Origin of the sequence: Hellea balneolensis DSM 19091, from assembly GCF_000428525.1 — a bacterium.
GTDB lineage: Bacteria > Pseudomonadota > Alphaproteobacteria > Caulobacterales > Maricaulaceae > Hellea > Hellea balneolensis.
In genome coordinates this window covers 473,227-499,597 of sequence record NZ_AUAC01000002.1, presented here as the reverse complement: position 1 = coordinate 499,597, position 26,371 = coordinate 473,227, and the positions used below count along the sequence as shown (strand labels likewise).

The 26,371-nt window shown below is 49.3% G+C and carries 28 protein-coding genes; 17 read left to right on the top strand and 11 right to left on the bottom strand.

Going from position 1 to position 26,371, the window contains the following annotated elements; genetic code table 11:
• Nucleotides 1–139 precede the first annotated feature (139 nt).
• From F569_RS0102610 to F569_RS0102550, 11 genes are all read left to right on the top strand, one after another.
• Nucleotides 140–580 carry a hypothetical protein gene (locus tag F569_RS0102610; protein ID WP_154813613.1) on the top strand — a complete coding sequence of 147 codons (441 nt, stop codon included), beginning with the start codon at nucleotides 140–142 and terminating at the stop codon, nucleotides 578–580.
• Between the two features lie 10 nt (nucleotides 581–590).
• Nucleotides 591–977 carry a Rid family hydrolase gene (locus F569_RS0102605; protein WP_026940922.1) on the top strand — a complete coding sequence of 129 codons (387 nt, stop codon included), beginning with the start codon at nucleotides 591–593 and terminating at the stop codon, nucleotides 975–977.
• 150 nt (nucleotides 978–1,127) lie between these two features.
• Nucleotides 1,128–1,502, top strand: a complete 375-nt coding sequence (locus F569_RS0102600) for a hypothetical protein (RefSeq protein WP_026940921.1) — start codon at nucleotides 1,128–1,130, stop codon at nucleotides 1,500–1,502.
• Complete coding sequence (sufC, locus tag F569_RS0102595) at nucleotides 1,502–2,248, top strand: Fe-S cluster assembly ATPase SufC (protein ID WP_026940920.1); 747 nt, start codon at nucleotides 1,502–1,504, stop codon at nucleotides 2,246–2,248. Before F569_RS0102600 ends, sufC begins: the two co-directional genes overlap by 1 nt.
• A complete protein-coding gene (gene sufD / locus F569_RS0102590; RefSeq protein WP_026940919.1) occupies nucleotides 2,229–3,272 on the top strand; it encodes a Fe-S cluster assembly protein SufD in 1,044 nt (347 codons plus the stop codon). The genes sufC and sufD overlap by 20 nt, the downstream gene beginning before the upstream one ends.
• Nucleotides 3,269–3,478: a hypothetical protein gene (locus tag F569_RS19670; protein WP_026940918.1), complete on the top strand. Its 210-nt coding sequence runs from the start codon at nucleotides 3,269–3,271 to the stop codon at nucleotides 3,476–3,478. The genes sufD and F569_RS19670 overlap by 4 nt, the downstream gene beginning before the upstream one ends.
• Nucleotides 3,479–3,813: 335 nt before the next feature.
• Entirely contained in the window at nucleotides 3,814–5,031 is a 1,218-nt protein-coding gene (locus F569_RS0102570; RefSeq protein ID WP_026940916.1) for an aminotransferase class V-fold PLP-dependent enzyme, read from the top strand.
• Nucleotides 5,032–5,097: 66 nt separating this feature from the next.
• Entirely contained in the window at nucleotides 5,098–5,565 is a 468-nt protein-coding gene (locus tag F569_RS0102565; RefSeq protein WP_084168841.1) for an SUF system Fe-S cluster assembly protein, read from the top strand.
• On the top strand, nucleotides 5,562–5,936 hold the full coding sequence (locus F569_RS0102560; RefSeq protein ID WP_026940914.1) for a HesB/IscA family protein: 375 nt from the start codon (nucleotides 5,562–5,564) through the stop codon (nucleotides 5,934–5,936). The genes F569_RS0102565 and F569_RS0102560 overlap by 4 nt, the downstream gene beginning before the upstream one ends.
• 76 nt (nucleotides 5,937–6,012) lie before the next feature.
• Nucleotides 6,013–6,435: an endonuclease domain-containing protein gene (locus tag F569_RS0102555; RefSeq protein ID WP_034387113.1), complete on the top strand. Its 423-nt coding sequence runs from the start codon at nucleotides 6,013–6,015 to the stop codon at nucleotides 6,433–6,435.
• Nucleotides 6,432–6,785 (top strand): MmcQ/YjbR family DNA-binding protein, encoded by a 354-nt coding sequence (locus tag F569_RS0102550; RefSeq protein WP_026940912.1) that lies wholly within the window; start codon nucleotides 6,432–6,434, stop codon nucleotides 6,783–6,785. Before F569_RS0102555 ends, F569_RS0102550 begins: the two co-directional genes overlap by 4 nt.
• On the opposite strand, the gene F569_RS16120 is transcribed toward F569_RS0102550, so the two are convergent.
• The 6 genes from F569_RS16120 to F569_RS0102520 form a co-directional block, all read right to left on the bottom strand.
• The gene (locus tag F569_RS16120) at nucleotides 6,782–7,354 is read right to left on the bottom strand and encodes a class GN sortase (RefSeq protein ID WP_051279143.1); all 573 of its coding nucleotides are present in this window, start codon (nucleotides 7,352–7,354) and stop codon (nucleotides 6,782–6,784) included. The genes F569_RS0102550 and F569_RS16120 overlap by 4 nt on opposite strands.
• Complete coding sequence (locus F569_RS16115; protein WP_051279142.1) at nucleotides 7,347–9,515, bottom strand: marine proteobacterial sortase target protein; 2,169 nt, start codon at nucleotides 9,513–9,515, stop codon at nucleotides 7,347–7,349. Before F569_RS16115 ends, F569_RS16120 begins: the two co-directional genes overlap by 8 nt.
• Nucleotides 9,516–9,694: 179 nt before the next feature.
• Nucleotides 9,695–10,150: a hemerythrin domain-containing protein gene (locus F569_RS0102535; RefSeq protein WP_026940911.1), complete on the bottom strand. Its 456-nt coding sequence runs from the start codon at nucleotides 10,148–10,150 to the stop codon at nucleotides 9,695–9,697.
• Nucleotides 10,151–10,221: 71 nt separating this feature from the next.
• Entirely contained in the window at nucleotides 10,222–11,106 is an 885-nt protein-coding gene (gene rpoH, locus F569_RS0102530) for an RNA polymerase sigma factor RpoH (RefSeq protein ID WP_026940910.1), read from the bottom strand.
• A 232-nt stretch (nucleotides 11,107–11,338) separates the two neighbouring features.
• Nucleotides 11,339–11,905, bottom strand: coding sequence for an outer membrane protein (locus F569_RS0102525; RefSeq protein WP_026940909.1), 567 nt, complete (start codon nucleotides 11,903–11,905; stop codon nucleotides 11,339–11,341).
• 77 nt (nucleotides 11,906–11,982) lie between these two features.
• Entirely contained in the window at nucleotides 11,983–13,047 is a 1,065-nt protein-coding gene (locus tag F569_RS0102520) for an RluA family pseudouridine synthase (RefSeq protein WP_084168726.1), read from the bottom strand.
• Nucleotides 13,048–13,286: 239 nt separating this feature from the next.
• On the opposite strand from F569_RS0102520, the gene F569_RS0102515 reads away from it, so the two are divergent.
• Entirely contained in the window at nucleotides 13,287–15,998 is a 2,712-nt protein-coding gene (locus F569_RS0102515; protein ID WP_026940907.1) for a TonB-dependent receptor, read from the top strand.
• Nucleotides 15,999–16,099: 101 nt separating this feature from the next.
• Here F569_RS0102515 and F569_RS0102510 read toward each other — a convergent pair whose 3' ends face one another.
• Nucleotides 16,100–18,478 carry a coiled-coil domain-containing protein gene (locus F569_RS0102510; RefSeq protein ID WP_026940906.1) on the bottom strand — a complete coding sequence of 793 codons (2,379 nt, stop codon included), beginning with the start codon at nucleotides 18,476–18,478 and terminating at the stop codon, nucleotides 16,100–16,102.
• A 133-nt stretch (nucleotides 18,479–18,611) separates the two neighbouring features.
• Between F569_RS0102510 and F569_RS0102505 the strand changes: the two genes are divergently transcribed.
• A complete protein-coding gene (locus F569_RS0102505; RefSeq protein WP_233353573.1) occupies nucleotides 18,612–18,863 on the top strand; it encodes a hypothetical protein in 252 nt (83 codons plus the stop codon).
• An 18-nt stretch (nucleotides 18,864–18,881) separates the two neighbouring features.
• Here the strand turns inward: F569_RS0102505 and F569_RS18660 are convergent, their stop codons facing one another.
• Entirely contained in the window at nucleotides 18,882–20,033 is a 1,152-nt protein-coding gene (locus tag F569_RS18660; protein ID WP_051279139.1) for a CPBP family intramembrane glutamic endopeptidase, read from the bottom strand.
• 114 nt (nucleotides 20,034–20,147) lie between these two features.
• Complete coding sequence (locus F569_RS0102495) at nucleotides 20,148–20,816, bottom strand: hypothetical protein (RefSeq protein WP_154813612.1); 669 nt, start codon at nucleotides 20,814–20,816, stop codon at nucleotides 20,148–20,150.
• 103 nt (nucleotides 20,817–20,919) lie between these two features.
• Here F569_RS0102495 and F569_RS16105 point away from each other — a divergent pair, with 103 nt between their 5' ends.
• Nucleotides 20,920–21,297 carry an Hpt domain-containing protein gene (locus tag F569_RS16105; protein WP_034387107.1) on the top strand — a complete coding sequence of 126 codons (378 nt, stop codon included), beginning with the start codon at nucleotides 20,920–20,922 and terminating at the stop codon, nucleotides 21,295–21,297.
• Between the two features lie 129 nt (nucleotides 21,298–21,426).
• Complete coding sequence (locus F569_RS0102480; RefSeq protein ID WP_026940903.1) at nucleotides 21,427–22,806, top strand: class II 3-deoxy-7-phosphoheptulonate synthase; 1,380 nt, start codon at nucleotides 21,427–21,429, stop codon at nucleotides 22,804–22,806.
• A 5-nt stretch (nucleotides 22,807–22,811) separates the two neighbouring features.
• On the opposite strand, the gene F569_RS0102475 is transcribed toward F569_RS0102480, so the two are convergent.
• Both F569_RS0102475 and F569_RS0102470 read right to left on the bottom strand, forming a co-directional pair.
• Nucleotides 22,812–23,633: a hypothetical protein gene (locus tag F569_RS0102475; protein WP_026940902.1), complete on the bottom strand. Its 822-nt coding sequence runs from the start codon at nucleotides 23,631–23,633 to the stop codon at nucleotides 22,812–22,814.
• Between the two features lie 100 nt (nucleotides 23,634–23,733).
• Nucleotides 23,734–24,006, bottom strand: a complete 273-nt coding sequence (locus F569_RS0102470; RefSeq protein WP_026940901.1) for an HU family DNA-binding protein — start codon at nucleotides 24,004–24,006, stop codon at nucleotides 23,734–23,736.
• A gap of 254 nt (nucleotides 24,007–24,260) precedes the next feature.
• On the opposite strand from F569_RS0102470, the gene F569_RS0102465 reads away from it, so the two are divergent.
• Complete coding sequence (locus F569_RS0102465) at nucleotides 24,261–25,172, top strand: Gfo/Idh/MocA family protein (RefSeq protein WP_233353572.1); 912 nt, start codon at nucleotides 24,261–24,263, stop codon at nucleotides 25,170–25,172.
• Nucleotides 25,154–26,371 (top strand): serine hydrolase domain-containing protein, encoded by a 1,218-nt coding sequence (locus tag F569_RS0102460; protein ID WP_026940899.1) that lies wholly within the window; start codon nucleotides 25,154–25,156, stop codon nucleotides 26,369–26,371. Before F569_RS0102465 ends, F569_RS0102460 begins: the two co-directional genes overlap by 19 nt.

The window sequence follows — 26,371 nt, the reverse complement described above, 5'->3', positions numbered from 1 at the left end:
GGGGAGCTGTCGCGAAGCGACTGAGGGGGGAGCCCAGCAGAGCTATGTTTCTTGTCGCTCCCCCCTCCGCCCCCTTCGGGCGCACCTCCCCCGCAGGCGGGGCGAGGGGTTTGCACTTGCGGCGTTAGGATTGCTTTTAGTGGCTTGTGGTTCGCAGGAGGTGGAAGCACCTGCCGCGCCTAAAGTCACAACCGAGGTAACACCGCCCGCTCCGCCTATGCCAAAATCACTCACCCTTGAAGATGTTGATTTCAATAGTTATTCCAAAGGCCTCGCCAAGTTCACAGGCCTCAGGGAAGGTCAATCGCGCGGCGAGGCCATCGATAACGTGCGGCTCTATTTCGCGCCTGAAGATGGCAATACAATCATCTCAACATCGCAATCGACCTTTGAACGCGAAGATGGCGCGGTCTTGCTTTTTAGCGCCAAAGGCTTGCCCGACGATTCGGTCAAAGCCGAAGAAATTTATCTCATTGTGAGCGGCGCAGAGGGCAACCAAACCCTCGCCGCTTACGGATCTCGTATTAAATGCCATCGCGGCGAAAACACAACTGAGTGGACCACCGCTCTCTGTCCATAAGGAAATAAAAATGGCCAAAGCTAAACGTAAATTTATTTCACTCTCCGAAGGTGAAAAAACATATGCCATGTCCCGCGCGGTGGTGCAGGGCGATTGGTGCTTTGTTTCTGGCACAGTGGGCTATGACTACACATCAGGTGAACTCCCAGAGTCTGCTGCGCAGCAAGCTCAGAACACCTTCACAAATATCATGGCGGCGCTAAAGGCTGCAGAGTTTGAACTCGGTCATACCATCCGAGTGCAATATACGGTCTCCGACCGCAAATATGTCAAAGAGGTTCTACCCGTGATTAAGAAGCATTTCGGAAATATTCTGCCCGCGGCGACAATGGTGATAGCCGGGATGGTGGACGAAAAGATGAAAGTGGAAATCGAGGTTACGGCGTTTCGTGGCTAACTCCCTTTTATATCCGTGCATTCCAGCGAAAGCTGGGAACCAGTATCCCGCATCTATCAAGATTAGCCATGAGGGACACTGGGTTCCTGCTCTTGCGTTTTGTTCAAAACGCTGGGCAGGAATGAACGGAAGTTTTAGAAAGTCTAAATCATGACTGAAACAGTCACAATGTATCGCCCTGTTGGCAAGAATGAGTTGAAGCTCATTGAGGATAGTGGCTTTACAGCTTATCCGCCGCGCTTGCCTGACCAACCCATATTCTATCCTGTTTTGAACGAGGGTTATGCGCGACAAATTGCGAAGGATTGGAACTCGCGAATTAATGACGACAAGGAAGGTTACGTTACGCGCTTTGCTGTGAAGAAGTCAGTTGCAGATAAATATCAGCCCGAAGTTGTTGGGGCAAAAGAACATGAAGAAATATGGGTGCCTGCTGAAGAGTTAGAAGCTTTCAATGCAGCCATCGTCGGAAAAATAGAAGTCATCGTGAAATATGCTCACGACGAGCTTATTTGGGAAAAATAATGCTAAAAATAAATAACCTTTCTGCCGCTGTTGATGACGGCCAAAAAACTATCCTTGAAGGGCTTTCGCTCGACATTCCCGCAGGGGAGGTTCATGCGATTATGGGGCCGAATGGCGCTGGTAAATCGACGCTGTCTTATGTCCTGACGGGGCGTGATGGCTATGACGTTACGGGCGGTGATGTCACGCTTGACGGTGATAACCTTCTCGATATGGACCCCGAAGAGCGGGCGGCCAAAGGCATGTTCCTGTCCTTTCAATATCCGCTGGAAATCCCCGGTGTTCCAACCATGACATTCCTCAAGACCGCGCTGAACGCACAGCGCCGCGCACGAGGGGAAGAAGAAATGGCCGCACCTGAATTTCTCAAGAAAGCTCGCGCTCTCGCCAAAGAGCTAAAGATGAAACCCGAAATGCTCAAGCGTCCACTGAATGTCGGCTTTTCGGGCGGCGAGAAGAAGCGTATGGAAATTTTCCAAATGATGATGCTCGAGCCGCGTTTTATCGTCATGGACGAAACGGATTCCGGCCTTGATGTTGATGCGCTGCGTATTGTGGCCGATGGCGTGAATAAGCTCCGCTCTCCTGATCGCGGTATGCTCATCATTACCCATTATCAGCGCCTCCTTGATTACATCGTACCAGACCGCGTGCATGTTCTCTCTGGCGGAAAAATTGCAGCCTCAGGTGATGCAGATTTCGCGAAAAAGTTAGAAGCGGAAGGCTATGACGCATATGCCGCTTAAGCTCGATACACTCCCAACCCGCCGCGACGAAGCGTGGAAATGGACGGATGTGCGCGGCCGTGTCGATGAGTCGGCAGCGGGGCTATCCGTAGCGGGCCTCCCAAAGTTCACATTGCCCGAAGGCGTCACTATTTCCGAAGTCGAGACGGACGATTTGGACACGGATAGCGCCATGGCGAAACTCGCCCGTAATTTTGGCGGCAAGGTTTGGACGATTGCCGTGCCCGAAGGCTTTAGCTCTGAAACGCCTCTCATTATTGAAGGGCTGAACCGTGGCCATATCCGTATCCGTATTGATATAGCCAAAGGCGCGAGCCTTAGTGTAATTGAACATCACGCGGGTGATGCCGGTGGTTTCGTCAATATTGATATGACGGTTACGCTCAAAGCCGAAGCCTCATTTGACAGAACCATTGTTCATAGCGACCCTGCCGATTGTGTGCGTATCGCCACAGCTCATATCACAGCTTGGAATGATGCCAAGGTCACGCAACATGCGCTGTCTTTTGGCGGAGCTTTATCTCGTATCGAGACGCGACTTGCGGGGATGGGGAAACATATTGAGGCTACGTTGAACGGGGCTTACCTGCTCGATGATAAACGCCATTGCGATATGACGAGCTATATTGATTTGGCCGTTCCCGATTGCACCATTCGCCAAGCCGTAAAAGGTGTGGTGACGGATAAATCGCGCGGCGTCTTCCAAGGTAAGTTCCATGTCCGCCGTCCAGCCCAGCACACAGATGCAGAGATGCGCCATGACGCTTTGATGCTCTCGGATACATCCGAAATTCGGTCTAAGCCCGAGCTTGAAATCTACGCCGATGATGTCGCTTGCGCCCATGGGAACACGATTGGGCAGCTTGATGAGAGCGCGTTGTTTTACATGCGCCAACGCGGTATTGGGCTGGCCGAGGCGCGGGCGCTCCTTACTGAAGCTTTCGTCGCTGATGTCTTTGATGACATGGACGATGAAGAGTTGCGCGAGAGCTTGCTAGTGAAGATTCGTGAGTGGTTGGAATGAACGAAACTACTTTTACAGAGTTTGTGCTTTATGGTTTTTTTCCGGTAGTGGTATTGGTGGGAATGCTGATGCAGCTAGATCACTTTGCCAAGATATATAGTTGGAGTGCTAAGAAGCGGAAAATAATGGAAGCATGGATAGGCTTGGGCGGCGCTTTCATAGTCATTGTATTTTGGACGCAACTTGCGAAGCAGGTTCAGCCATGACAACGTCCACCCTCGCCATACTTATTCTGATCTCGACAATTGCCTATTTCGTGTTGTCCCGCCTATCCCGTCGCCCCGGAAAAGAAGCGCCTGAGCTGATTTTTATCAGCCGTCTGTTGGCTGTCTTCATTCTAGGCCTAACCGCGTTCTATTTTTACATGAGGTTCGCGGCATGATTGAAGCATTTATCATAGCTTGGCTTGGTGTGGCTTTGTTTGTTTTTGCGAGATTTAAGCTTAGCAAAAACCCAACTTACCGGCCTTTCGCTTTTTTAAAGCTCATAGGCATAACTATCACTGCTCTAGCTGTGATAAAAATTCTATTGGTAATTTTTAATGTCCTTTAACATCGACAATATCCGCGCTCAATTCCCCATTCTCTCGCGAGAGATAAATGGTAAGCCTTTGGCCTATCTGGACAATGCTGCCTCTGCGCAAAAGCCGCAGGCGGTGATTGATGCCATTACGGGGCAGATGAGCACGAGCTTTGCCAATGTGCATCGCGGGCTTCATACGATGGCCAATGAAACAACCGAGGCATATGAAGGCGCGCGGGCGAAAGTGGCGAGCTTCCTAGGCGCGCCTAAGCCAGAGAATATCGTCTTCACTAAAGGGGCCTCCGAAGCGTTGAACCTTGCGGCTTACGGTCTTGCAGGTGAAATTGAAGCTGGCGATGAAATCATTATTACCCAAATGGAGCATCACTCCAATATCGTGCCGTGGCATTTCCTGCGCGAACGTTACGGCGCGGTGATAAAGTTTATTCCCGTAACAGAGCAGGGCGAGCTGGACCTCGCGGCCTATAAATCAATGCTTGGACCGAAGACGAAAATCGTGTCCATCGTCCATATGTCCAATGTGCTGGGCACGGTAAATCCCGTCAAAGAAATGGGCGAATGGGCCCATGCGGCGGGCGCAATATTCATCGTCGATGGCACGCAAGCCGCTGTGCATATGCCCGTCAATGTCGTTGATATTGACGCCGATTTATACTGCATGACAGGGCATAAACTATATGGCCCCACGGGGATTGGCGCGCTTTACGGCAAGACCGACATCCTTGAGCGCATGCAGCCCTTTCAGGGCGGCGGCGAGATGATTGAAGACGTCTTTGAAGACCGCGTCACCTATAATGATCCACCCCATAAATTCGAAGCGGGAACGCCGCCCATCCTCCAAGCGATTGGCCTTGGCGCGGCGATTGATTGGTACACTGGCTTTGACCCTGCTGAGGTGCATCAACATGAAATGGCGGTCTATTACCATGCGCTGGATGGGCTTCGGGCTATCAACAGTTTCCGCCTGATTGGCGATGCTCAGGAAAAGGGCTCTGTGCTAGCCTTTAACCTCAAGGGGGCCCACGCCCATGACGTTGCGCAAATTCTTGATAAATACGGCATTGCTGTGCGGGCAGGGCAGCATTGTACGCAGCCCCTCATGACCAAGCTGGGCATTCATTCTACAGCCCGGGCGAGCTTTGGTATTTACAATACATTGGACGAAGCTGATCGCCTCATTGAAGGCGTGAAAAAAGCTACCACTTTTTTATCTTAGAAAAATGACTATATAGAGACCGTTATGATTGATCCGACATTAGACAGACAGCGCCGCGCCGAAGCGATGGCGAATGCGCAAATTCCAGGGCTCGACTCGGCAAAAGACTTGCCAGTGCCAAAACATCCTGCGCCCGCGGAAGCAGCCGAAGGTGTCGTGTCTTCCACGCCAAAGCGAGACGTGATTGATGTTTCAGGCGCGCCCATAGAACCGCCATCGGACGAAGAAATAGAGCGCATTACTGAAGATGTCATCGGACAGCTTAAATCGGTCTATGACCCTGAAATCCCGACGGATATCTATGAGCTAGGCTTGATTTACAAAGTCGAGTTAGAAGATGACCGCTTGTTGAAAGTTGAAATGACTCTGACCGCACCGGGCTGTCCCGTAGCTGGCGAAATGCCTGAATGGGTGCGCGAAGCTTGCGAAGTCGTCGCCGGCGTACGCCGCGTCGAAGTCAGCATGACTTTCGATCCGCCATGGACACCCGACCGCATGAGCGATGAGGCCAAATTAGAATTAAATATGCTATGACCGTCACCACTCGAACTCGCAGACCACGCCCTAAACTCGTTACCCTTACGGATGCCGCTGCCGCGCGCGTGCGTGAAATTCTCGATGAACGCGGCGAGGGTTACTTGCGCGTAGGCGTGACCAATGGCGGTTGTGCAGGCATGGAATATGTCATGGACTATGTGTCCGAGATCGAGAAATTTGACGAAGTTGTCGAAGATAAAGACGTGCAGATCGTCGTGGATGCTAAAGCAGTGCTCTTTATTCTGGGCTCAGTCGTGGATTACGAGGTAGACGTCATGTCCTCTAAATTCACCTTCAAAAACCCAAACCAAACTGATGCTTGCGGCTGTGGTGAAAGCGTCACGATAGTTCCCTTTACGGTGGAGTGATGTCTGCTCGCCCCGCTTGCGGGGGAGCTGTCAGCGAAGCTGACTGAGGGGGGAGCCGCAAGAAAGGCTGTTAATTATGCGTGAGTCAGAATGGCAGTCCCGACCTTTCGTACAAGAACTACGTCACAATCAAACACCTGCGGAAAAGGTGCTTTGGCAAGATTTGCGGGCAAGGCGCTTGGCGGGCTTCAAATTCCGGCGCCAACATCCAATAGATTGCTTTATCGTTGATTTTGCTTGCTTGTCAGAAAATCTTGCGATTGAAATTGATGGAAGTACGCATCTATCCGATGAAGCTAAGGCTTACGATACACAGCGAACAGATTATTTAAATAAACTTGGTTGGCATATCATGCGCTTTAGTAATCATGATATCCACACTGGCACGGATGGCGTGATTGAAGCGATTTATCTGTGGCTGAAAGGCGAGGAGCTTGCGGCTCCCCCCTCCGAGCGCTTCGCGCCCACCTCCCCCTTTAAAGGGGGAGGGTGCCCATGAATCTCTCAACCTTCAACACCTATTGCGCCACACTCCCTCAAACTGAGCACGTTATCCAATGGGGTGGTGCGGATGTTTGGAAGGTGGCGGGGAAGCTTTTTGCTATGGCGCGCGAAGGGGATGACGGGTTTCAAGTCACCTTTAAAACCTCAGACATAGCCTATGAAGTTTTGCGCCAGGAACCGGGCTTGCGGCCCGCGCCTTATCTCGCCTCACGCGGAATGAAATGGATACAGCATTACGCCGCGCCTGGCCTCGATGATGAAAACCTACGCATTCATATCGAAGCGTCTTACCGCATGGCGATAGAGCGCCTGACGAAGAAAACGCGTTTGGAATTAGGGCTTTAAGTCGTCTTTCTAAGGTTCATGCGCTCCGCATAAACGACATAGCGCAGGGGGCCGTTAAAGCTGATAGCGTCAAAGGGGTAGCAGGTTACAAGGGCTAAATTTGAAGGCGTTTCGGACGCATCTCCGATGGGAAGCTCTTGCTCGCGGCTGTCAAGAATTTCGCTATGCGTGACGCGGAATATAATCTTGTCACCTTTAGCTGGTTCAAGAGTGATAACCTCCCCGGATTTTAGCTCTTTTAAGTTTTGAAACTGTGTATTCTTATGCGCGGCAATGGCAAGCATATTGGTATTTTCAGTCCCGCTTATCACCGCAGGGCCAAAAGCTAAAGCCTGACCGCTATCGGTGTTCAGGACGATGTGCGAGTTGGCTTGGCCTTCAAACTTTATACGAGCCACTGGATAAGCATCCATCCAATCCCATGGCAGATGCACCTCTCCGCTGGAAATTGTCTTGGTCCAAGACCGTTCCAATAAATGTTGCGCTAACAGGGCTTTGCCGCCGATATATATACCATTGCCAAATAGCGCTGCGCCGATAAGCGCGCTTATGACACCAAGCTTATACATGTCGGCGGCGGCGCGTGAGGATACCAAATAGCATAAGCATCAAACCGAGTAGCACCATGAGACTATGCGGGCTCGCCGTAGAGGGCATTGGGGCTGTGCGTCTGGGTGCAGGGGCGGCTTGCGTGTTGGCGGCGGAGGAGGCCCGATGGGAGGCTGTGTTATTTGACGCAAGTTTGGCGAAATCCCACCCTGCGGGGAGTTGCGTCGGAACTTTCAAAGTTTGTAGCGGATTTGACATGTCACGTGACGGCGTAACGTCAACAGCGACAAGTGAGGTCAGTCGGCTGACCAGATGGTGATCGAGGGCCGTCTTGAGGATTTTTGCGTCGATTTCCGCCGCGCCTTGCCTGTCAAAACGGCGCTCTTCCAAATCCGCGATTTTCTGGCGAGCCCATAAAACGGATAATCCTTTGGCGGGGATAGCTTGAGTGAGATCCACGCGGCCTTTATAGGGGCTGTCAGAATATTGGCCTGAAATCGTTAGAGATTTGGGTATGTCATGGCTCGCAAGCTTTACGATTGAGACGACAGGTTCGCCGTCATATAAATCAGGCAGGCGTGAGGGATAAGCTTCGCCCTTATCCTTGAGGCTAAGTTGTAAATTCGTGAGCACAGGGTTTTCAAGCGCCGCAAAGAGCTCTCCCATCTGTGTTTCAACCTCATCAATTTTTCCAATCATAACCATGGTCCCACGTCCGAATTTGGCAGCTCGCGACATAAAGAACCGATTTGGCGCAGAACCGATGCCTACAGGAAACATGCGGGCGTCTCCTAGCTTGTCTTGAATTAAAGCAAAGAGCTCTGTCTCATTCCCAATAGCGCCGTCTGTGATGAAAACAATTTGCCGCAAACGTTCTTCGTCGCTCTTGGTTTTAAAGCTGTCGCTTAAAGCTGGACGCATCATGGTTCCGCCATTTGCTGTGAGCCTTTCAACATAACGCAGAGCGCGTTGAATGTTTTCTTCTGTGGCTGGGAGTGGACGATCAGAGAATTTTGAATAATCACCGGAAAAGCGGGTGACATTAAAGCTGTCTTCCGGGCCAAGCCGGTTTAAGCCAAGCTTGAGGGCGCGCCGGGCCTGCGCAATAGACGTGCCGCCCATTGATCCCGATGTATCGATAATAAAGAGCATCTCGCGTGCGTGGCTCTTTAATAAGATTGGAGTCTCCGGCAAAGGCGGGGACATCATCGTCATCAAGTAACTTGTCTCGCCAATTGTTTCTTTGAAGACAGCGCGTTGCGGTTCATGTGAGGCTTGTGCTCTCCACTTTAACTGGAAGTCTCGATTAGCGGGAACGTCTCCAGCGGCCAGAGTGATATGCGCGCTGTCACCATCAATCCGGTTTACAGATATGTCATGATAAGGACTGTCAATCTCGGCCACATCAAAGCCAGCATCCAATTCAATATCTATACTGACGGGAAGGCGCAAATATTCCGTGGGTTCATCCTTGGGGTCCATCACAGGCGGGCTGATAAGATGCCTGTCCAATACAGGATCAAGGACAACGGGCATAGTGCCGCCATCTGCTGTTGCTAGTTTGATAACTTCTGACGGCGGAGAAAATCGCGGCGCGACAGTCATGGGAAAAATAAGTGATGCAAAACCTTGTTTTATAACGCTTTTATCCTGATATTCAATCTGAATGGCAACAGCTTCCTGGGGGCCAATATTGGCCACTGAGGCGGAGAACATATTGGGACGTAGCTGCTCAACCAGACTAGCTTTTTTACCTTGAGCTTTGGCCGTTTCGTAAATTTTCTTAGCTTGTTTTTTCTCTTTGATTTGACCTTCGATGAAACGTCCACCTACGACAATTCGCAAGCGGTCAACGGCAGCGTTTTCTGGGAGGGGGAAGACGTAAACGCCCTCGACCCATTCATCAGAAGTGTTCTGAAAGGTCTGGGATAATGTTGTGCGTATCACAGGTCCAGCGATCTTCATTTTTACATCGGTCGAAACCATGGGAGCTTTAAGGTAGCGATTAAGCCGATCTGTTTTGAATAAGAGGGATCCATTACTCACTTCATTTATGCCAATCTCTGTATTCATTGCGGCTGAAGCAGGGTTAGGCGGGGGAGGTGTATCCGCCCGGGCGGAGGTAGAGAATACCACTAGAAAAATAGCTGTTGTGATAAGTGAAGTGTGTATTAGCCGCATGATATATCCGTCCCTGTGATGATGTGATAGGAACGTAAATGCGGAGCAAAACAGCCCTTAATGAGACGTGCTCAAGGAATGTTTAAGGCAATTTTATAAATTGCGGCGAAGCTGTGCCAAAACCAAGGCAAAGAAAAACCCCGCCGAGACGGGGTGTGCATAAGCTTTTGTATAGATATTTAAGCTGCGAGTTCTTGCTTTTCTATTTCTGCTGGCTTGCGCTCGTTAAAAGCATCGCACATGTCTTCCGCTTCTTTGTCGGAGAAGAGCTTTTTGGCTTTCGGGAAAAATTCGGCTTCTTCTTCATCCACATGGTGAATGACTTTATGGGCCAATTTTTCAAACTTTTTCATCCAGACATCAGCATCCATGTCCAAATTGTCCAAGACTTCGATTTGCTCTGTCATAAGCTGGTGTTCTTCTACCGCGTGGCGCGTGTCATCTGTTCCTTTCGGGTCTTTCATCAGCTCCGAATAAAAAGCCTGTTCTTCAGCAGAAGCGTGAGCCTCGAGCTCGACACGCAGTTCAGCCCATAGCTTATTCCGCTTTTCAGAATCACCGCGCGTATGCTTTATCTGCTCGCAGAGGTCACGTTGTTTATCGTGATCTTGTTCTAAGCGTTTGTAAATTTGCATAAGTCTCTCCTGTGTTAATGTTCACAGAATTAACGGGGCAGGCGGCTAATCGTTCCAAATTACCTTAAAGCCTATCCTTCAATGAGGCCTGATGTTCCGGCCGCTTTCAGCATAGCTTCTTGTAGTTTTTCAAAGGCACGCGCTTCGATTTGGCGAATCCGTTCACGGGAGACGTTATATATTCCCGCCAAATCTTCGAGTGTCATAGGTTTTTCAGCCAGGCGACGTTTTGCAATAATATCCCGCTCACGCTCATTTAGATCAGACATGGCTTCCGTTAGGAGTTCCATACGGGCATCATGTTCTTGGTCTTGTGCCAAAACCTCTTCTTGCGAGGCACTGTCATCTTGTAACCAATCCTGCCATTCCGAAGAACCATCCTCACTGCCAATGGTGACATTAAGCGAAGCATCGCCGCCATGACCCATTCTGCGGTTCATGGAGGTCACTTCTGATTCTTTTACGCCTAGTTTTGTGGCAATTTTAGACAAATGTTCAGGGCGAAGGTCGCCATCTTCAATGGCTTTCATCTCGCCTTTCATGCGGCGCAGGTTAAAGAAGAGCTTCTTCTGTGCGGCGGTCGTCCCCATTTTCACGAGCGACCATGAGCGAAGTACATATTCCTGAATAGCGGCACGTATCCACCACATGGCATAGGTGGACAGGCGGAAACCCTTATCAGGATCAAATTTCTTGACCGCTTGCATCAGGCCAACATTACCCTCTGAAATAACTTCACCGATAGGCAGGCCATATCCGCGATAGCCCATAGCGATCTTCGCGACGAGACGTAGGTGAGAGGTTACCATTTTTTCCGCCGCAGCAGAGTCTTGATGCTCAACCCACCGCTTAGCGAGCATAAATTCTTCATCGCGCTCAAGCATGGGAAATTTTCGCACCTCTTGCAGATAGCTGTTTAGCCCCTGCTCAGGAGATAGCGTTAAAGACAGGCTCATATTGCCAGAATATGAGGCGTCTTTCGTTTTCGCTGTGCTAGCCGCTTTCTTAGCGGGTAATGTGGTTTTAGTTTTAGTCATACAAACCCTCCGATGGATACATATAGGGAACTCATTAGCGATTTAAAGGGTTCCAAGATGAATTTTCGGAAGAGAGCGATGTCTTAAGCCATATTGCAAAAAAAATACCCTGAGCGAGGCAGGGTATCACAAGTCTTATGTTTTGAACTCTTTAGAAACGGCGTCCATAAGATAATGCAAGGACAGTCATGCCATCATCAATGGCAAGATCACCCAGATCCAAATATGTAGCATCAAATCGCACAACATTTTTCCGTGCCTCGCCAAAAGCATAATCCAGACCGATACCGCCAGCGAAACCATTGGCTGAGAGATCAGCCGACACATTGCCAATTGCAGCGTTGCTGACGGTCGCACCAAATTTTGTAGAGTGATATCCAAGTCGTCCGATTAGGCCAAAACCCGCGTCACGATTGGTCCGCGCAACACCATATATACCAACATTGGAGTCAACGCCTAAGTCCACGTCGATATTGCCTAATTGCGGGTCGTTGATTCTTTCGGAGACTTCTGTAAAGGCCGTTCCGATTTCACCCTCAACACCGAGCATAAAGGCGCCGACATTGTGCATGTAGCCAAGACGCCCTTGTGCGCCTGTAAAATCATTATTTTCATACATGGAGATACCCACATGGGCTTCCAAGCCGCTATCTTGAGCCATAGCGGGAGTCATCGTCATGGCCATAAAGCCCACGCTTAGAATGAGTATTTTTTTCATATCTTGGTTCTTTCCTCTCTGAAAACGCGACCCCTAGTCAGCCTTACTGTGGATTGCAAGGTGAAATGGCTGTGAAATTACAGTTGCTCTAGGGCCTGAAGCAATCCGGCCATGTCGGGCGGGAGGGGCGTTTCAAAGGCCATAAACTCTTTGGTCGTCGGGTGCTTGAAGCCAAGGCTGGCTGCATGCAGGGCTTGGCGTTTGAAATGGCTCATCGCCTCTTTAACGGCGATTTCGCCCGGGCTTTTACTGGTTAGAAAGGCTCTCTGTTTTCCGTAAAGTGGATCGCCAAGTAGGGGGCAGCCAATATGCGCCAGATGCACGCGGATTTGATGGGTGCGGCCCGTCTCCAGTCGGCATTCAATCATACTAACCTGCGGAACGCCGACGGCTGCATTGGGTTGTTGGCCGAAGCCTTTGATATATTTATAATTTGTGATGGCATGGCGGCCGTGATCAGAGGCTTCTATGTTGCTCAAAGTACCACGGACAACAGCTTGTTTCTTACGGTCATATACGCTTCGGGCCAGGCGGCTTTCGACGCGGCCTTCGCGAGGTTTAGGAATGCTTCGGGCAAGGCAGATATAAACGCGCTCGACCGTGTGTTTGGCAAATTGCTTTGACAGATACCGGTGCGCGCGATCCGTCTTCGCGACGACAAGCGCGCCTGATGTGTCTTTATCGATACGGTGTACGATGCCCGGCCGCATAACGCCGCCTATGCCTGAGAGGCTATCAGCGCAATGATAAAGTAGCGCATTGACCAATGTCGCGGAACGAGAGCCTGGCGCAGGATGGACTGTCATCCCCGCAGGTTTGTTGACGACAATAAGCTGATCATCTTCATAGAGTATGTCGAGAGGAATATTCTCAGCTATCGGTGTGTCATCAACTGGCGGCGGTACAAAGACAGCATATTCAATGCCTTGGCGGACTTTGTTCGTTGGCTTGTGAACTAAATCACCATCGGCGCGAACTTGTTTGGCTTCTATAAGAGCGCCTATTCTGGCCCGCGATAACTCTGTCCAACCCGCAAGCCATTTATCGACACGGATACCAATATCCGCGTTGTCTGCGGTGCGAGTATGCCAAGTGCCTTGCGGAGTTTCGTCTTCAATATTTTTCTCGGATGCGTCGACCATGGCGCGGCTTTAATCTGAATGAAGCGCGAAAGCAAAACACTTCTGCGAGGCGATATAGCCCTTATCTGGGTTTTCTTAAATGTAAAATCTGTATGTGTTAAATAAGACACAGTCTTGCGAAAATCGGAAATAGAGACGGTTGTCTCTTGATATGCAACAAATTGCACTGTAGCGATAAAAACATAAATAGCGGCCATTCAAGGCTGCATGACGTAAACTTAACAGCACACGGGGAAACCATGCTCAAAAAAACCCTCCTACTCGGCTCCACATTCATGATGGTTGCCGCCGCGCCTGCCTTAGCTCAAGTTGAAGACGAGATTATCGTTACAGCTACAAAGCGGGCACAAACACTTCAAGATACACCTGTTGCCGTCACAGTGACTAGCGCCGCAGAAATTGAGAAAGCAAATATTCGCGATATTAAAGATCTACAATCGGTCGTGCCTTCATTGGTTGTGACAACAAATCAGAACTCCGCGCAGTCAACCTTTACCATTCGTGGTTTTGGTAACGGTGCCAACAATACTGGTCTTGAGCCATCTGTTGGTGTTTTCGTTGACGGTGTTTACCGCTCACGTCCATCCTCAGCGATTGGTGATTTGCCCAAGCTAGAGCGTGTTGAAGTCCTGTCAGGACCGCAATCAACGCTTTTTGGTAAAAATGCTTCTGCTGGTGTTGTCAGTATTGTAACTGCTAAGCCCGAATTTGATTTCAACGGCAGCGTGTCTGGCACTTATGGTAACTTTAACAACATCAACCTTAAAGCTGATGTTACCGGCCCACTCTCTGAAACGATGGCCTATAGCCTCTCAGGTGGATATAACAGCCAAGACGGTTATGCCGAAGCTTTCACTCAAGGTCTTCCAGATGTAAATGATCGTAACCGTTTCAATCTACGTGGTCAGCTTCTTTGGGAGCCTAACGACGTTGCCTCTGTTCGCTTTATTGCAGATTACAGTGAAATTGACGAAATTTGCTGTCACGTGACGAACCTGCAAAATGGTCCAACGGCGGCGATTATCACAAGCCCTGTTTTGGGCGGCGCCTTGGCTGACCCGAATGATGTATTCGCATTTGTTGACTATCGTGATGTAAACCCAACAAATGAAATCAAAGATTACGGCCTCTCAATGCATGTCGATTATGATCTTGGTTTTGCAGAGCTTACATCAATCACAGCTTATCGAGATAATGATTCGCTCAATGTTGGCGATGTCGATTTCACAACAGCCGTTCTTGTTGAGGAATTTCGTGATAACCGCTTGAAAACTTTCACGCAGGAACTGCGTCTGGCCTCTACAGGCGACGGCCCTTTGAGTTGGTTGATTGGCGGTTTCTACTTTAATGAAGATGCCGACGTTCAAAACGGACTGGATTATGGTGAAGACACGCGTAATTACCTCGACTTCTTGGGAGCAGGCTTTGCAGGTCTCGAAGCCGCGTCCGGCGGTATTTTGGCTCCAGGGTCGTCATTTGCAGACGAGACCACAACACGTGAGTTTTCAACACAGAAGAACGAAGCCTTTAACGTCTTTGGCAATGTCGACTATGAAATTACGGATCGCCTGACCGCAACAGTTGGTTTGGCTTATGTAGATGACTCTAAGACAGTCACCGCGCGGACAGTCAATACTGATGTCTTTGGTAACGCCAATCTCACAGGTGACTTTGGTACGAACGTTCTAACCGCTGGCGGTTTGGCGGCTAACTTTGGTGCGTTCCAAGCGTCTTGTTTGGTTGACCCAGCTAATCCTGCTGGAGGCTTCCTTTCTGGTTTGGCATTCCCGAATGATCTAGCGACAATCTTCGGAACACAGTGTTTTGTTCCAGGAACAGGATTTGTCCCTGGACAAGCTGCTTTTGGTGGTTTCCAGTCGTCGGTAGCGGCAGGATCTGCTGCCTTGGCACAGTCTGTAAATAACCCACTTCTGGCTTTGGCTGGTTTCCAGTTCCAACCGCAATTCCTGCCATTTGGCGGCGATGCGAATAACCCATTGGAAGACGGGCGTTCAAACGACACGAATGTCGATTACACATTGAAGCTTGGCTATGAATTCACAGATAGCTTTAATGCCTATGTGTCTTACGCGACGGGTTACAAAGCGACATCATGGAACTTAAGCCGAGACTCACGTCCATCTATTGATAATGCGGCGGCATTATATTCTGCGGGCCTCTTGCCGAATAACTACCGCTTCCAGCTCAATGATGGGTCGCTCATCAGCAATGCATCTACAGCAACTGTGTCTCAAGCGGATATCAATGTTGCAAGTCCGTTCAACGCGAACTTTGGATCACGTTTCTCAGAACCTGAAGAAGCTGAAGTGTTCGAAATTGGCGTGAAGACAAAGTTTGACTGGGGTTACATCAACCTTGCTCTGTTTGATCAGTCCATCACCAATTTCCAAACAAATGGTTTCCGTGGTACGGCCTTCGTCTTTACCAATGCCGAGAAGCAATCGACAAAAGGTCTTGAGCTCGACTCAATGTTCCGTTTGGATGATAATTTTACAGGCACGTTCTCAATGACATTGCTTGATCCGATTTATGACAGCTTCACAAATTCAGTGAGTGGTGACATTAGTGGCGAAAAAGTTGCTGGTGTTCCTGAGGTCAGCTTCTCTGTCGGTGCCAATTGGGACTTCCAACTTACAGATAAGATTGACGGTTATATTCGCGGCGACTTTGAGCATCAAAGCAGCACACGCATCATCCAGCAGTTTAATCTTACTGACCAAGTTGATCGTTTGAATGCGAGTATCGGCTTTAACAAAGATGCAATGTCCTTGCAATTTTGGGCTCGTAACCTGACAAATGATCAAGAATTCCAAACAGTTTTCCCGGGTGTTATTCAATCATTCCCAGGACAAGTTCCAACAATCAATGGTTACCCTGCACGTCCACGGACTTACGGCGTAACAGCTAAGTACCGTTTCGGGTCATATTAAGCCCTGAACATAGCAAATTGTTTTTCAAGCCGTCCCTTCGGGGGCGGCTTTTTTTATGTTTGGAAGCTTTATTTGTGCCCCGCCAATCAAGGTGTTTTTCACTAACCGTTTAAAGCGGCGTCACAGAGCAGAAAAGCACGGCCGCCATCTGATTCAAGAGCTGTCCGTATCGCTTCTCTGTCATGTTCTATGAGGCTTAGGCGGCTTTGATATTGCGCTGCGAAAGTCCTTGCATCCATTTCAAGAGCGCCATTTTGACCAATCGCAAGGTGTAAATGCCGAACAGCCTCGCCCATGCGCAGAGCCACAGCCGCACTCATGGCTGCCGCGCCTTTGGCTTTGCGGGTATTGGCGGCTTCGATAATACAGCCGTCATCAACAATGGCGCCTGGAGTTAAGCCAAGGGCACTTAACGACGCAATCATGCGTTGATCGGATATTTCACGAGGCGAAGGTTCAGCTAAGGTCAGAGGCGTTTCATTTTCAGCCATAGCTTCATCAGGACGTTCTAAGCCTCCGAGCATATCCCGCCATCGCCAGCCAGATTTGGTTTTATTGGCTTTCGTCTTTTTCTTCCCAAATCCAACGATGTCTTCTGACATTGGCGGAGCCGTGGGCCGCAAAGTCTCCGGGCTTGGCTGTAAATCAACTTCAGGATCAAAGGATGTGATATCAGCATTGTTATCAATAGGCGCCATGTCAGCAGTTAAATCGAGGGGTTCGACTTCTAATGTAAGTTCTTCCAATAATTCCAACGCCTGTTCATCAGGTCGTGGTATTGACATTGGGTCCTCGGCTTCAGGCGTATAAGGCCTAAATACAGTATCGCCTTTAGGGGCGGCTCTGAGGTTTAATGGGCGCGGAGTTTCATCTGGAATACGCGGCGGCTCCACAGGCGGAAAATCCTGCTCAAGCGGCTTAAGGCGGATGCGTTTGCGTTTCACCGGTTTTGGCTGCTCAGGCATTTCAAGCGGGAGAGTTTCAGCGGGTCTAGGTGCATTTAAACGCGCTTGCAAAGCGACCATATCGTTCTCGATGCGCGCAATTTCTTTGCGTGTGTGTCCCAGACTATCCTGCACACGCCGCGCGGCTTGATCGCTGATACTCTCGGCTTTATCGCTCGAGAACTTAACCATCTGCTCCATATCGGCAAAGCGTTGTTTAACCGCAGTATCCGTAAGCCGCGTCGCTTCGGCAAGGGCCTGAACAGTCACCTTACCGGCTTGAGAGGCCTCGGTTAGGCTCTCAGCGGAAACTTTGGCAGAGAGGGACATATCGCGCATTTTGACCAAGCGTTCTTCTAATGAGATCGACATGTCCTGTTGCTCATCGCGCAGCTGAGCAATCATGGCTGTCAAATCTTTGGCATGTTTACGGTATACTTCATCGAGTTCAGCAGACCTTGCGCGTATCATGTCGGCCAAGCCTTCAATCTCTTCATGGCTTTTCGTAAGAGTTGAGGCGGCTTCTACCGTATTACCTTTAACAACATCTGAGGCGGCATTGATTTTCTCCGCGGCCCCGTCAATGCTAACTCTGGCTTCTTGAATCTTATGCTCTGCAAGCTGTGTAGAGGCTTCAAGCTTGTTTGATTGTTCATCCAAGGTCGAGGAGAGCATAGCCATACGGTTATCAAAAGTCCCTGCGATTTGTTCAAGAGCCAATCTCTGTGTAGAGAGTCGTCCCGCGATTTCGTCTGCTGTTTGGGTTGTGGCCGCCGTCGCAAGCGTGAGTTCATGTGTTTGGTCTTTCAACACGCTTTCCAAGCTACTCATTCGGGCAAGAGCTTGGTCAATGCGGGCGTCAATGCTGTCAATTTCTGTTTTTACGGCCATGGACATGATGGCTGTCTTGGCAACCACACTATCATCTGGCGTTGAAAGCGTATGTGCCGCACGAATGAGGTCATGGGATTGCGCCGAGAAATTGGCGAGCTGCCTAAGCGCAAAGAACAATAGTCCTAACAATAGAGCCGGAAGCAAAATCGCCAAGATGAGACCTGCAATCTGAATAGGGCTGAGGTCTGTCCATTTGCGTTCCAAATCAAAAAAACCATACATATAGGCAAAGCTTGCACCCAACCAAGCAAGAATGGCCAAGAGTCCAACCCATTTCATCCATCCTGTTGAAGGAGGACTATCAGCAACAGATGTCGCGGTGACCGCTCCTAATGTGGCCGTGCCTGAAAGCGGCGCTTGATAAGGTTCAAGTGGCGGTGTCACGGAATCTACAGGTTTTACAGCGACCTTTTCTGCCTTTGTTGCAGGGGCTGCATCTTTGATCGGGTCTGTTTCAGCGGGCATATTATCACTCTCACGTGTGATAAATGCAGGGACAGGGTCGTCATCAACTTCGTCATCAGTCAAGGGACGTAGGAAAGATTTGCGGGGTGTTTTATCCGAAGGCCGAATGTTGAGAGCATCCAATGCATCATCATCCACGGGTTCAATAGATGAGATTTTCTTAAAAATATCTGACAAGTGGACGTCCTCTTTTTATCTTTTGGCTTATTAACTGAATATAAGCCGTTTTCTCTTATCATGTGAAATATAATGGGAAAAGTCGCGAAGACTATGAATCCTTCAATTGGTGTATAAAATGGGTGGGCTGGCTATGAGCACGGCAGTAAAATCTCGCATGTCTGCGGGGCATAAAATATCTCAAGCTGAGAAAAATTATCTGAAGCAGGGTCTTAAGCAACCCGGCGGTAAGCTCCCCTTATTTGATAAACGCGGTCAGGAAATTCCGGCGGCCCTCATACAAGCTTGCCTCAAAAAGGGTTATGTCGAGCGCTGGTTTGCCAACCCCCTTAAACCTGATTGGTTGGTATGCCGTCTAACAGAAAAGGGTCGTCAGGCCCTTTAGTTTTCTGTTTCTCTGCTGTTATGCGAAAGTCATATCTAGCGGCTTACGTGTCTTATAAAGTATCGCTGCAATCAACCCCATCGCTAGCAAAGTTGTGGGCACGTCAATCACAGTATTGGGCGTCGCCATGAAGAGTGAGGGTGTGGGCAGGACAGATCCTTCGTAATTTACAAAGATAGCGGCAAAGGTATTGTTGGCGGCATGGAAGCCAATTGCAGATTCTAGTCCGTCATCCATCCAGACCATGAGGCACGCTACAAAGCCGAAGAAGAAATAACTGCTCATTGTCAGGAGCAGAATGCCATCTTCTGCGCCTTTCAGGGCTTCAGGGTTTGAGAGATGCATGCAAGCAAAGAGGGCGCTTGTAATGATGAAGGCAACCCATTTATTCTTGAGGATATGAGCGAATCCTTGGTTGAGATAGCCTCTGAAAACAATTTCTTCCGTGCCGGACTGCATTGGAATAAAGATAAGAGAAACAAGGGCGTATATTAAAAACCTACCAGCATCGAAATTGGTATTGATAGGGCTTAGGCCTGTAAAATGACCCACAGCCGTTAAAGAACCGAGCACAACCCATGTCACACAGAAGGCTTGCAGGCCGCGTGACCATCGTATTTTCTTAGCCGTTGTATGAAGACTCAAGATGCTACGTTTATGTAAAAACTTTTGCCCCAGATAAAGCGCGATAAGCGAAAACGGAAAAACCAATAAGAACAGCATGTAGGCCATCGGGCTAACGCCCATGGCTTTTAGAATCGTAGAGTTGGCTTCGGGATCGTTCATGACGCCCATGAGCTTCCAAAGCCCCACAATTGATGTCACGACGCCTATTCCCGTTAGAATGCCAAATATCTTTTGCGCCGTGTCTTTGGTGTTACGGTTTATGAGCCAGCCTATTAGGCCAAGCAATGTGCCGCCGACAAATAAAAGTCCAAATAATGCCGCAGCCGTGGGATCAATTCCCGTCATCATATCTGCGGTCGCGCGGTCAATTTCTGCGCCCAGTTCGGGGTCAGCCGCTCTTGCAAGCTCAGGAATAGGGCCTGTGATAGGAATTTGAACAAAGAGCCAGCCCAATATCGTAAACCAAAACACCATGATCCAACTCCACCAGCGGGATTCGCCTGTTAGAGCTTCTTTGAAATAATCGAAATGGGGTGCGGACATGTTGCGGCCTTTGAGTTGTTTAGGAGACTATGCCGTGAAAACCGTAAAGCGCATATTAAAAAACCGCGCTCTGCTATCACTCAGAGCGCGGTTCTTGTCAGACCTAAGCGTAACCTACCAACGGCAGCTAACGACCCGTTCTGAACCCTGTACAATATATGTCCCATCCCAAGGATTTGAGCATTGCTTAACGCTCACGAGTTCGCGGTGACCGTGATGCCATCCTTCGACATTAATGCGGCGGCACGTGGTACGGCGTTGATAGTAACCATATGAGCCGTAAGTCGGGCGGTAGAAGCTGTAAGCTGCCGGCGCCCAGCGATAAGAACTGTAACCAGGTGTGCCGAAATGAAAACTAATACCAAGGTTCGAGCGGTAAGGCGTGTAATAACCGCGGTTTCGAAAGCTACGTCTCGTAGAGTGACGGCGAGCCGGACGGTAATAGTCGCGGCGGCGAAAGTCATGACGGTATGATCTGTCCCGGTTCCGATAATGCCTGTCACGATTGCGATAGCCTCTGTCGGAGCTGTGACCGCGATGTCGGTCGCTACGAGTATCATGACGGCGGCTACGGTCACCGCGTGAACGATCCCCGCGATTGCGATCGCTTCGATTTCCGCGGTTGCGGTCACTGCGATCTCCGCGATCTGCAACCTTGGTCAGTTTGGATTTTGAACTGTGAAGCTTTGTGTCAACAGCCGGCGCAGCAGAGGCGGCGGGAGCAACGGCGAGCACAGTCAAAGCACTAGCCGCCAACAATATCTTTGTTAAATGTCTGGTCATAGGGACCTCCTTTTGGTTAGCGACACTCTCAGGGTTAGCAAAGGCGCGCTGAGCTAATGCTGAAAACTCTGTTCATCTTTGATTAATCCTTTAAGGAAGCCTTATGAGTGCACATGATTCAGACCCAGAAATAGATTTTAATCATTTAAATCAATATGTTGGAGGCGATAAAAGTCTTACGGCAGAAGTCTTTGGCTTGTTTAAGCATCAAGTTGAGATGTGGGGGCGGGCGTTGATTGTGGACGCCGATGATGAGACATGGGCTTCTGTGACTCATTCTTTGCGCGGCACAGCGCTGGCTGTTGGGGCAACAAAGCTTGCGCAACTTTGCGAAAATGCCGAAGATTTAGTCGGAGACGGTAATCGGCCGGGGGGGCGTGAAGTTGCCCTGCAAAATATTGAGTTTCGAATATCCCGAACAATGGCCGAAATTCAGCGCTGGGAATATCGCCAGACCCTAAATCAAATGCGCGGTCAATAGGCGCAATTTTTTACCTTTTCACGAAAGCATTTCTAGGCAGGGCGGAATAACCTTGTTATAAGCCGCGGCTGAAACACGATTTATGCCTATTAAGGCTGTTATTCTGACGTATAAGACACGGGTAAGACGATGACGAAATGGACACCTTCAAGCTGGCGCGCATTACCGGCAAAGCACATACCGGATGATTACCCCGATATGGATAAATTAGCTGAGGTTGAAAATACGCTGAAGGGCTATCCGCCGCTTGTCTTTGCTGGAGAAGCCCGGCGCCTCAAGGCGCGTTTGGCGGATGTGTCGATGGGGAAGGCTTTCTTGCTGCAAGGCGGCGATTGCGCTGAGAGCTTTAAAGAGTTTCATCCTGATAATCTTCGCGACATGTTTCGTGTTATGATGCAAATGGCTGTTGTGCTGACTTATGGCGCCGGACAGCCGGTTGTTAAAGTCGGGCGTATTGCAGGACAATTTGGGAAGCCGCGCAGTTCACCCGTCGAAGTGCGCGATGGCATTACTCTACCTAGCTATCGCGGGGATAATATTAACGGTATGGATTTTGACGAAAAGTCCCGCATCCCTAACCCTAAGCGTCTGCTGAAAGCCTATGGTCAGTCCGCATCAACGCTTAACCTGCTGAGAGCCTTTTCTACGGGTGGTTATGCGAATCTGCGGAATATTCATAAATGGACACTTGGCTTTGCGGGGCAGTCTGAACAGACGGCGCGGTATAAGGCGCTTTGTGATAAAATATCTGATGCGATGGATTTCATGGAAGCTTGCGGCGTTACGCCCGAAAGCACGCCTCAAATGGCGGCAACAGATTATTATACAAGTCATGAAGGGCTGCTTCTCGGATATGAAGAAGCTATGACCCGCATCGATAGTACAACAGGGCGCTGGTATGACACGTCTGCGCATATGCTCTGGATCGGGAACCGAACACGCCAGCTTGATCATGCCCACGTTGAATTTATGCGCGGCATTGAGAACCCAATCGCAATGAAAATCGGTGAAGGACTGGAGTCGGATGAGTTATTACAGCTTATAGATAAGCTGAACCCTGAAAATGAAGCCGGGAAAATCACGCTCATCGCGCGTTACGGCCATGACAAAGTTGCCAAAGGCTTGCCGAGTCTCGCGCGTGCTGTGAAGACCTCAGGACGTCACGTCGTTTGGTCCTGCGACCCGATGCACGGTAACACCATTAAAACGTCTACTGGCTATAAAACACGTCCGGTCGATAATATCCTGTCTGAAGTCAAAAGCTTCATGCAAGTTCTGCATAGCGAAGGCTGTTGGCCAGGCGGTGTGCATTTCGAGATGACGGGTCAGAATGTTACGGAGTGCCTTGGTGGTTCCGCGAGAGCTGTCAGGGAAGAGGATTTATCCTCACGCTATCACACCCATTGCGACCCGCGCCTAAATGCAGATCAAGCTTTGGAGCTTGCATTCTTAATTGCAGAAGAGTTGGGAAGCTACCGCAAAGAGGAGGCGGCCAGACTCGCGAGTTAGAGGTTTCACGTCTGCGTTCTTATCATATCAACGACCTCTCCGCCGATCGGAATGAGCGCCAACATCATTGAGACGAACTGCGCAATAAAGAGCGCTATAAAAATGAGAAGCCCGATAACAATCGACATACCAATACGCGTGCCTGTCTCCGAATTGGCGTAAGCCCCTCTGTAAGCTGTCACGCAGTAGCTAAGAAAAATGAGGGCCATCGCGACAAATGACGCTATTTGATAGGCTTGTCCTTTAAAGGGAAGCATCATGAAAGTCGTGAGTAGCCCTATGATTGATCCTGGCACTATAATCGCAAAAATATATCTAACGCGCGCAATGAAGGGGAGTTTCTGTTCCCATCCACGGAAAATAAATCCGAGCAAACACATAAAAAGAACAAAGAAAAACGGATAGATAAAGATATAGTTTTTGAACATCTGTTTACCAGCTTCCACACGGTCAAAACCGCTCATATCTATAATATCTCCCTTCCTCTCTGCTCCTGTGATAACGCCATCTGATAATGAACCAGCCAACATACGAAACATTGCTGTCATTTCGCTACTTTCGCTCGCCCAGATAAATTGAAGGCCAATCATGATTGTCATGAGGCCAAACCACATGCGCATTGAGGGCCAGTATTTACCTTCCCAATTTGGAGATAGGGCGGCTTTAAAATAAATGGCGGGCGTTTTAATCAGGACAATAAGGCTTTTTAAGCCCATTATGTTTATACCAATAAGGTCATATAAAAATTCATCACGGCCGAGAGGATGGTCAATTGAAAGGTCTTCAGAAAGACGAGCCTCTTCAAGAAATATATTTTCATCTGTCATGAACGATGCCTCCCGCCTATTTAAATCATAAAAAAACCGTCATGGAAATATCCATAACGGTTTTATCTTGAGGCAGGTAGGTCCTGCCAAATAGATTAGTCTATAGGTCTTTAAGACCTGCCGATGGTTTGAACGTAGCAGAGGTCTTGGCTTTGCTCATCATCATCTGGCCTGTTGCCGGATTACGCATCTCACGTGAGGCGCGATGTTTGGCGATAAATTGACCAAACCCGGGGAGGGCAACAGTAGACTTATCACCCTTTTTCATTTCATTTGTGACGATTTCACAGAAGGCGTTCACGAACTCTCCTGCTTGTGCTTGTGTTGTTCCGCAATGATCAGCCAGTGCGCCAATGAGTTCTTTCTTGTTCATCCTGGTCTCCCTAATAGATGGTGATTCCATCACAGCGATGGAATCGTTAATACTACCCTAGTTAATTTAGTTAATGAGTCATTAAAAACCGCGGTTTTATGGGGGTTTTGGGCGATTTTGGGGTGTTCTGAGCTACATAAAGGGATCCAAATTAACTTATTCGGTCCGTCTCACTGAAGAATCAGTCTGTCTAGTTGCGCTTTTATCTTGCGCTACATGGCCTCTGCGGGGTTTATAGGCGCATGAAGAATAAGGTGAAAGTAGCTGTTATCGGCGCCGGTGTTTTCGGGGGGTATCACGCAAATAAATGTGCGGAAAATTCACATGCGGAATTTATAGGTATCTTTGATCCAGATATTGGACGCGCCAAAAGCCAAGCTGCCAAACATGGTGTGCAAGCCTTCGATAATTATAAAGCCATGCTTGATAAATGTGAGGCTGTGGTTGTGGCATCTCCTGCGGATACGCATGGAACTATGGCAATAACAGCGCTGGAGTTTGGAAAGCATTGCTTGATAGAGAAGCCTGTGGCCTCGAAATTGAAAGATGCCGCGAGAATAGTTGAGCTTGCTACAGAGAAAGACCTTTTTGTGCAGGTCGGGCATCAAGAGCGTTTTGTGGCAAAAGCGATTGGGTTGAACACGCTGCCTGAAAATCCGACCCGAATAATGTCCCGCCGAATGAGTAAATATTCCGAGCGCGGCACGGATGTTTCTGTCTCGCTTGATCTCATGACGCATGACCTTGATCTTGTTGTGATGTTGATGGGGGGGCTGCCGCAGCAAGTAAAAGGACAAACGCGCATAGAGAAATCGCAATTTCCAGATTTTAGCCAAGGCGAGCTTAAATATGCGCAGGGTTCGGCATTACTAACAGCCAGCCGTTTGGAGGATGATTTCTCGCGCACGATGGATATCACATATCCAAGCGGGGAGGTGCATATTGATTTCAACGCAAAGACCCTCAGCCATACAACACCATTTGATTTAAACGCTGAATTTGGTAGCGACCCTTCCGCCAAGGACAGTTTAGGCGCTGCGAGTGAAGCGTTCATATCGGCTATCCTTGACGGCACCCCTGTTCCTGTGACAGCACAAGATGGATATAATGCGCTGAAACTGGCGCTTGCGATTGATGGGGAGATATCATGGGAAAACGACGTATAATCGGCGCGGTTGCGCTTGGCGCAATTTTGTTTGGAGGCGCTTTCATGGCGCTTAATTGGGAAAACATCCAGCGCCTGAAAACTGTAAATACCTTGTTTGACGAAGATAAGATCGTCAATAATTTCTCCAATATGGACGCCGCCTTTTTACATCAAGACTTGGCCGCATCTCCTAATCCATTTATCTTTCCGAAAGATGCGCAAGCGCTCCCCAAAACAGTTTTTGTCAATGGGCAGGAGCGCGACCTTGAAAAGCTCCTCGCAGATTTGGACACAACCGCACTTATTGTTCTTAAAGACGGCAACATCGTTCATGAGAGTTATTCCAAAGGTACAGCCCAAGACGATCTGCGCATAAGCTGGTCGGTAGCCAAATCTTTTATGTCGGGGCTATATGGAAATGCTGTAAAATCCGGCGCGATAAAATCGCTGGATGACAAAGTCGAGGACTATGCCCCCGCGCTGAAAGGCTCCGCCTATGAGGGCGCGACCATACGTAATGTACTGAACATGGCGAGCGGCATTACCTTTGATGAAGACTATATGGATCCGAAATCCGACATCAATGATATGGGCCGCATTTTGGGCCTTGGCGGCTCTATGGATGACTATGCAGCTGGCTTGACGGACAAAGATGTGCCGGCCGGTACACGTTGGCAATATGTTTCAATTGATACACATATCGCGGCGATGGTGCTACGTGCTGCGTCGGGCAACTCATTGCATGAGCTATTCAATGAGACTTATTCTGCTCATCTGGGGTTTGAGCGAGCGCCCGTTTATATGACCGATGGTGAGAATGTCGCCTTTGCGTTGGGCGGTCTTAATCTGACCACGCGTGACTATGCCAAGTTTGGACAAATGTTCCTTCAAAATGGTGAGTTCGGAGGCACTCAAGTCGTTCCCGCTGAGTGGGTCGCGGCTTCGACGGTTCATTCCGCCCCAACCATGAGCGACCGCGATGTTGGCTATGGCTATCAATGGTGGATACCTATGCCGCAGGAAGGGCCTAATAAAGGCGATTATACCGCCGCAGGAATTTACGGACAATACATTTACGTCAATCCCGCCCGCGGTATCGTTATCGCCAAAAACGCCGCTGACAGGGAATTCGCCTATCCCCAAGACGGCTATGGTCATTCTATGAACGTAAATATGGATATGTTCCGAAGCATTGCTGATTATTATGGGGAAGAGTGA

Bases quoted from the DNA above. Each gene is read 5' to 3' on its own strand.
- F569_RS0102480 (WP_026940903.1), top strand. From the start codon at position 21,427: ATGACGAAATGGACACCTTCAAGCTGGCGCGCATTACCGGCAAAGCAC.
- F569_RS16115 (WP_051279142.1), bottom strand. From the start codon at position 9,515: ATGCGGCTAATACACACTTCACTTATCACAACAGCTATTTTTCTAGTG.
- sufC (WP_026940920.1), top strand. From the start codon at position 1,502: ATGCTAAAAATAAATAACCTTTCTGCCGCTGTTGATGACGGCCAAAAA.
- F569_RS0102535 (WP_026940911.1), bottom strand. From the start codon at position 10,150: ATGCAAATTTACAAACGCTTAGAACAAGATCACGATAAACAACGTGAC.
- F569_RS0102505 (WP_233353573.1), top strand. From the start codon at position 18,612: ATGAGCACGGCAGTAAAATCTCGCATGTCTGCGGGGCATAAAATATCT.
- F569_RS0102520 (WP_084168726.1), bottom strand. From the start codon at position 13,047: ATGGTCGACGCATCCGAGAAAAATATTGAAGACGAAACTCCGCAAGGC.
- F569_RS0102600 (WP_026940921.1), top strand. From the start codon at position 1,128: ATGACTGAAACAGTCACAATGTATCGCCCTGTTGGCAAGAATGAGTTG.
- F569_RS0102475 (WP_026940902.1), bottom strand. From the start codon at position 23,633: ATGACAGATGAAAATATATTTCTTGAAGAGGCTCGTCTTTCTGAAGAC.
- sufD (WP_026940919.1), top strand. From the start codon at position 2,229: ATGACGCATATGCCGCTTAAGCTCGATACACTCCCAACCCGCCGCGAC.
- F569_RS0102525 (WP_026940909.1), bottom strand. From the start codon at position 11,905: ATGAAAAAAATACTCATTCTAAGCGTGGGCTTTATGGCCATGACGATG.
- F569_RS0102460 (WP_026940899.1), top strand. From the start codon at position 25,154: ATGGGAAAACGACGTATAATCGGCGCGGTTGCGCTTGGCGCAATTTTG.
- F569_RS18660 (WP_051279139.1), bottom strand. From the start codon at position 20,033: ATGTCCGCACCCCATTTCGATTATTTCAAAGAAGCTCTAACAGGCGAA.
- F569_RS0102515 (WP_026940907.1), top strand. From the start codon at position 13,287: ATGCTCAAAAAAACCCTCCTACTCGGCTCCACATTCATGATGGTTGCC.
- F569_RS0102570 (WP_026940916.1), top strand. From the start codon at position 3,814: ATGTCCTTTAACATCGACAATATCCGCGCTCAATTCCCCATTCTCTCG.
- F569_RS19670 (WP_026940918.1), top strand. From the start codon at position 3,269: ATGAACGAAACTACTTTTACAGAGTTTGTGCTTTATGGTTTTTTTCCG.
- F569_RS0102605 (WP_026940922.1), top strand. From the start codon at position 591: ATGGCCAAAGCTAAACGTAAATTTATTTCACTCTCCGAAGGTGAAAAA.
- F569_RS0102555 (WP_034387113.1), top strand. From the start codon at position 6,013: ATGCGTGAGTCAGAATGGCAGTCCCGACCTTTCGTACAAGAACTACGT.
- rpoH (WP_026940910.1), bottom strand. From the start codon at position 11,106: ATGAGCCTGTCTTTAACGCTATCTCCTGAGCAGGGGCTAAACAGCTAT.
- F569_RS0102565 (WP_084168841.1), top strand. From the start codon at position 5,098: ATGGCGAATGCGCAAATTCCAGGGCTCGACTCGGCAAAAGACTTGCCA.
- F569_RS0102470 (WP_026940901.1), bottom strand. From the start codon at position 24,006: ATGAACAAGAAAGAACTCATTGGCGCACTGGCTGATCATTGCGGAACA.
- F569_RS0102495 (WP_154813612.1), bottom strand. From the start codon at position 20,816: ATGACCAGACATTTAACAAAGATATTGTTGGCGGCTAGTGCTTTGACT.
- F569_RS0102560 (WP_026940914.1), top strand. From the start codon at position 5,562: ATGACCGTCACCACTCGAACTCGCAGACCACGCCCTAAACTCGTTACC.
- F569_RS16120 (WP_051279143.1), bottom strand. From the start codon at position 7,354: ATGTATAAGCTTGGTGTCATAAGCGCGCTTATCGGCGCAGCGCTATTT.
- F569_RS0102550 (WP_026940912.1), top strand. From the start codon at position 6,432: ATGAATCTCTCAACCTTCAACACCTATTGCGCCACACTCCCTCAAACT.
- F569_RS16105 (WP_034387107.1), top strand. From the start codon at position 20,920: ATGAGTGCACATGATTCAGACCCAGAAATAGATTTTAATCATTTAAAT.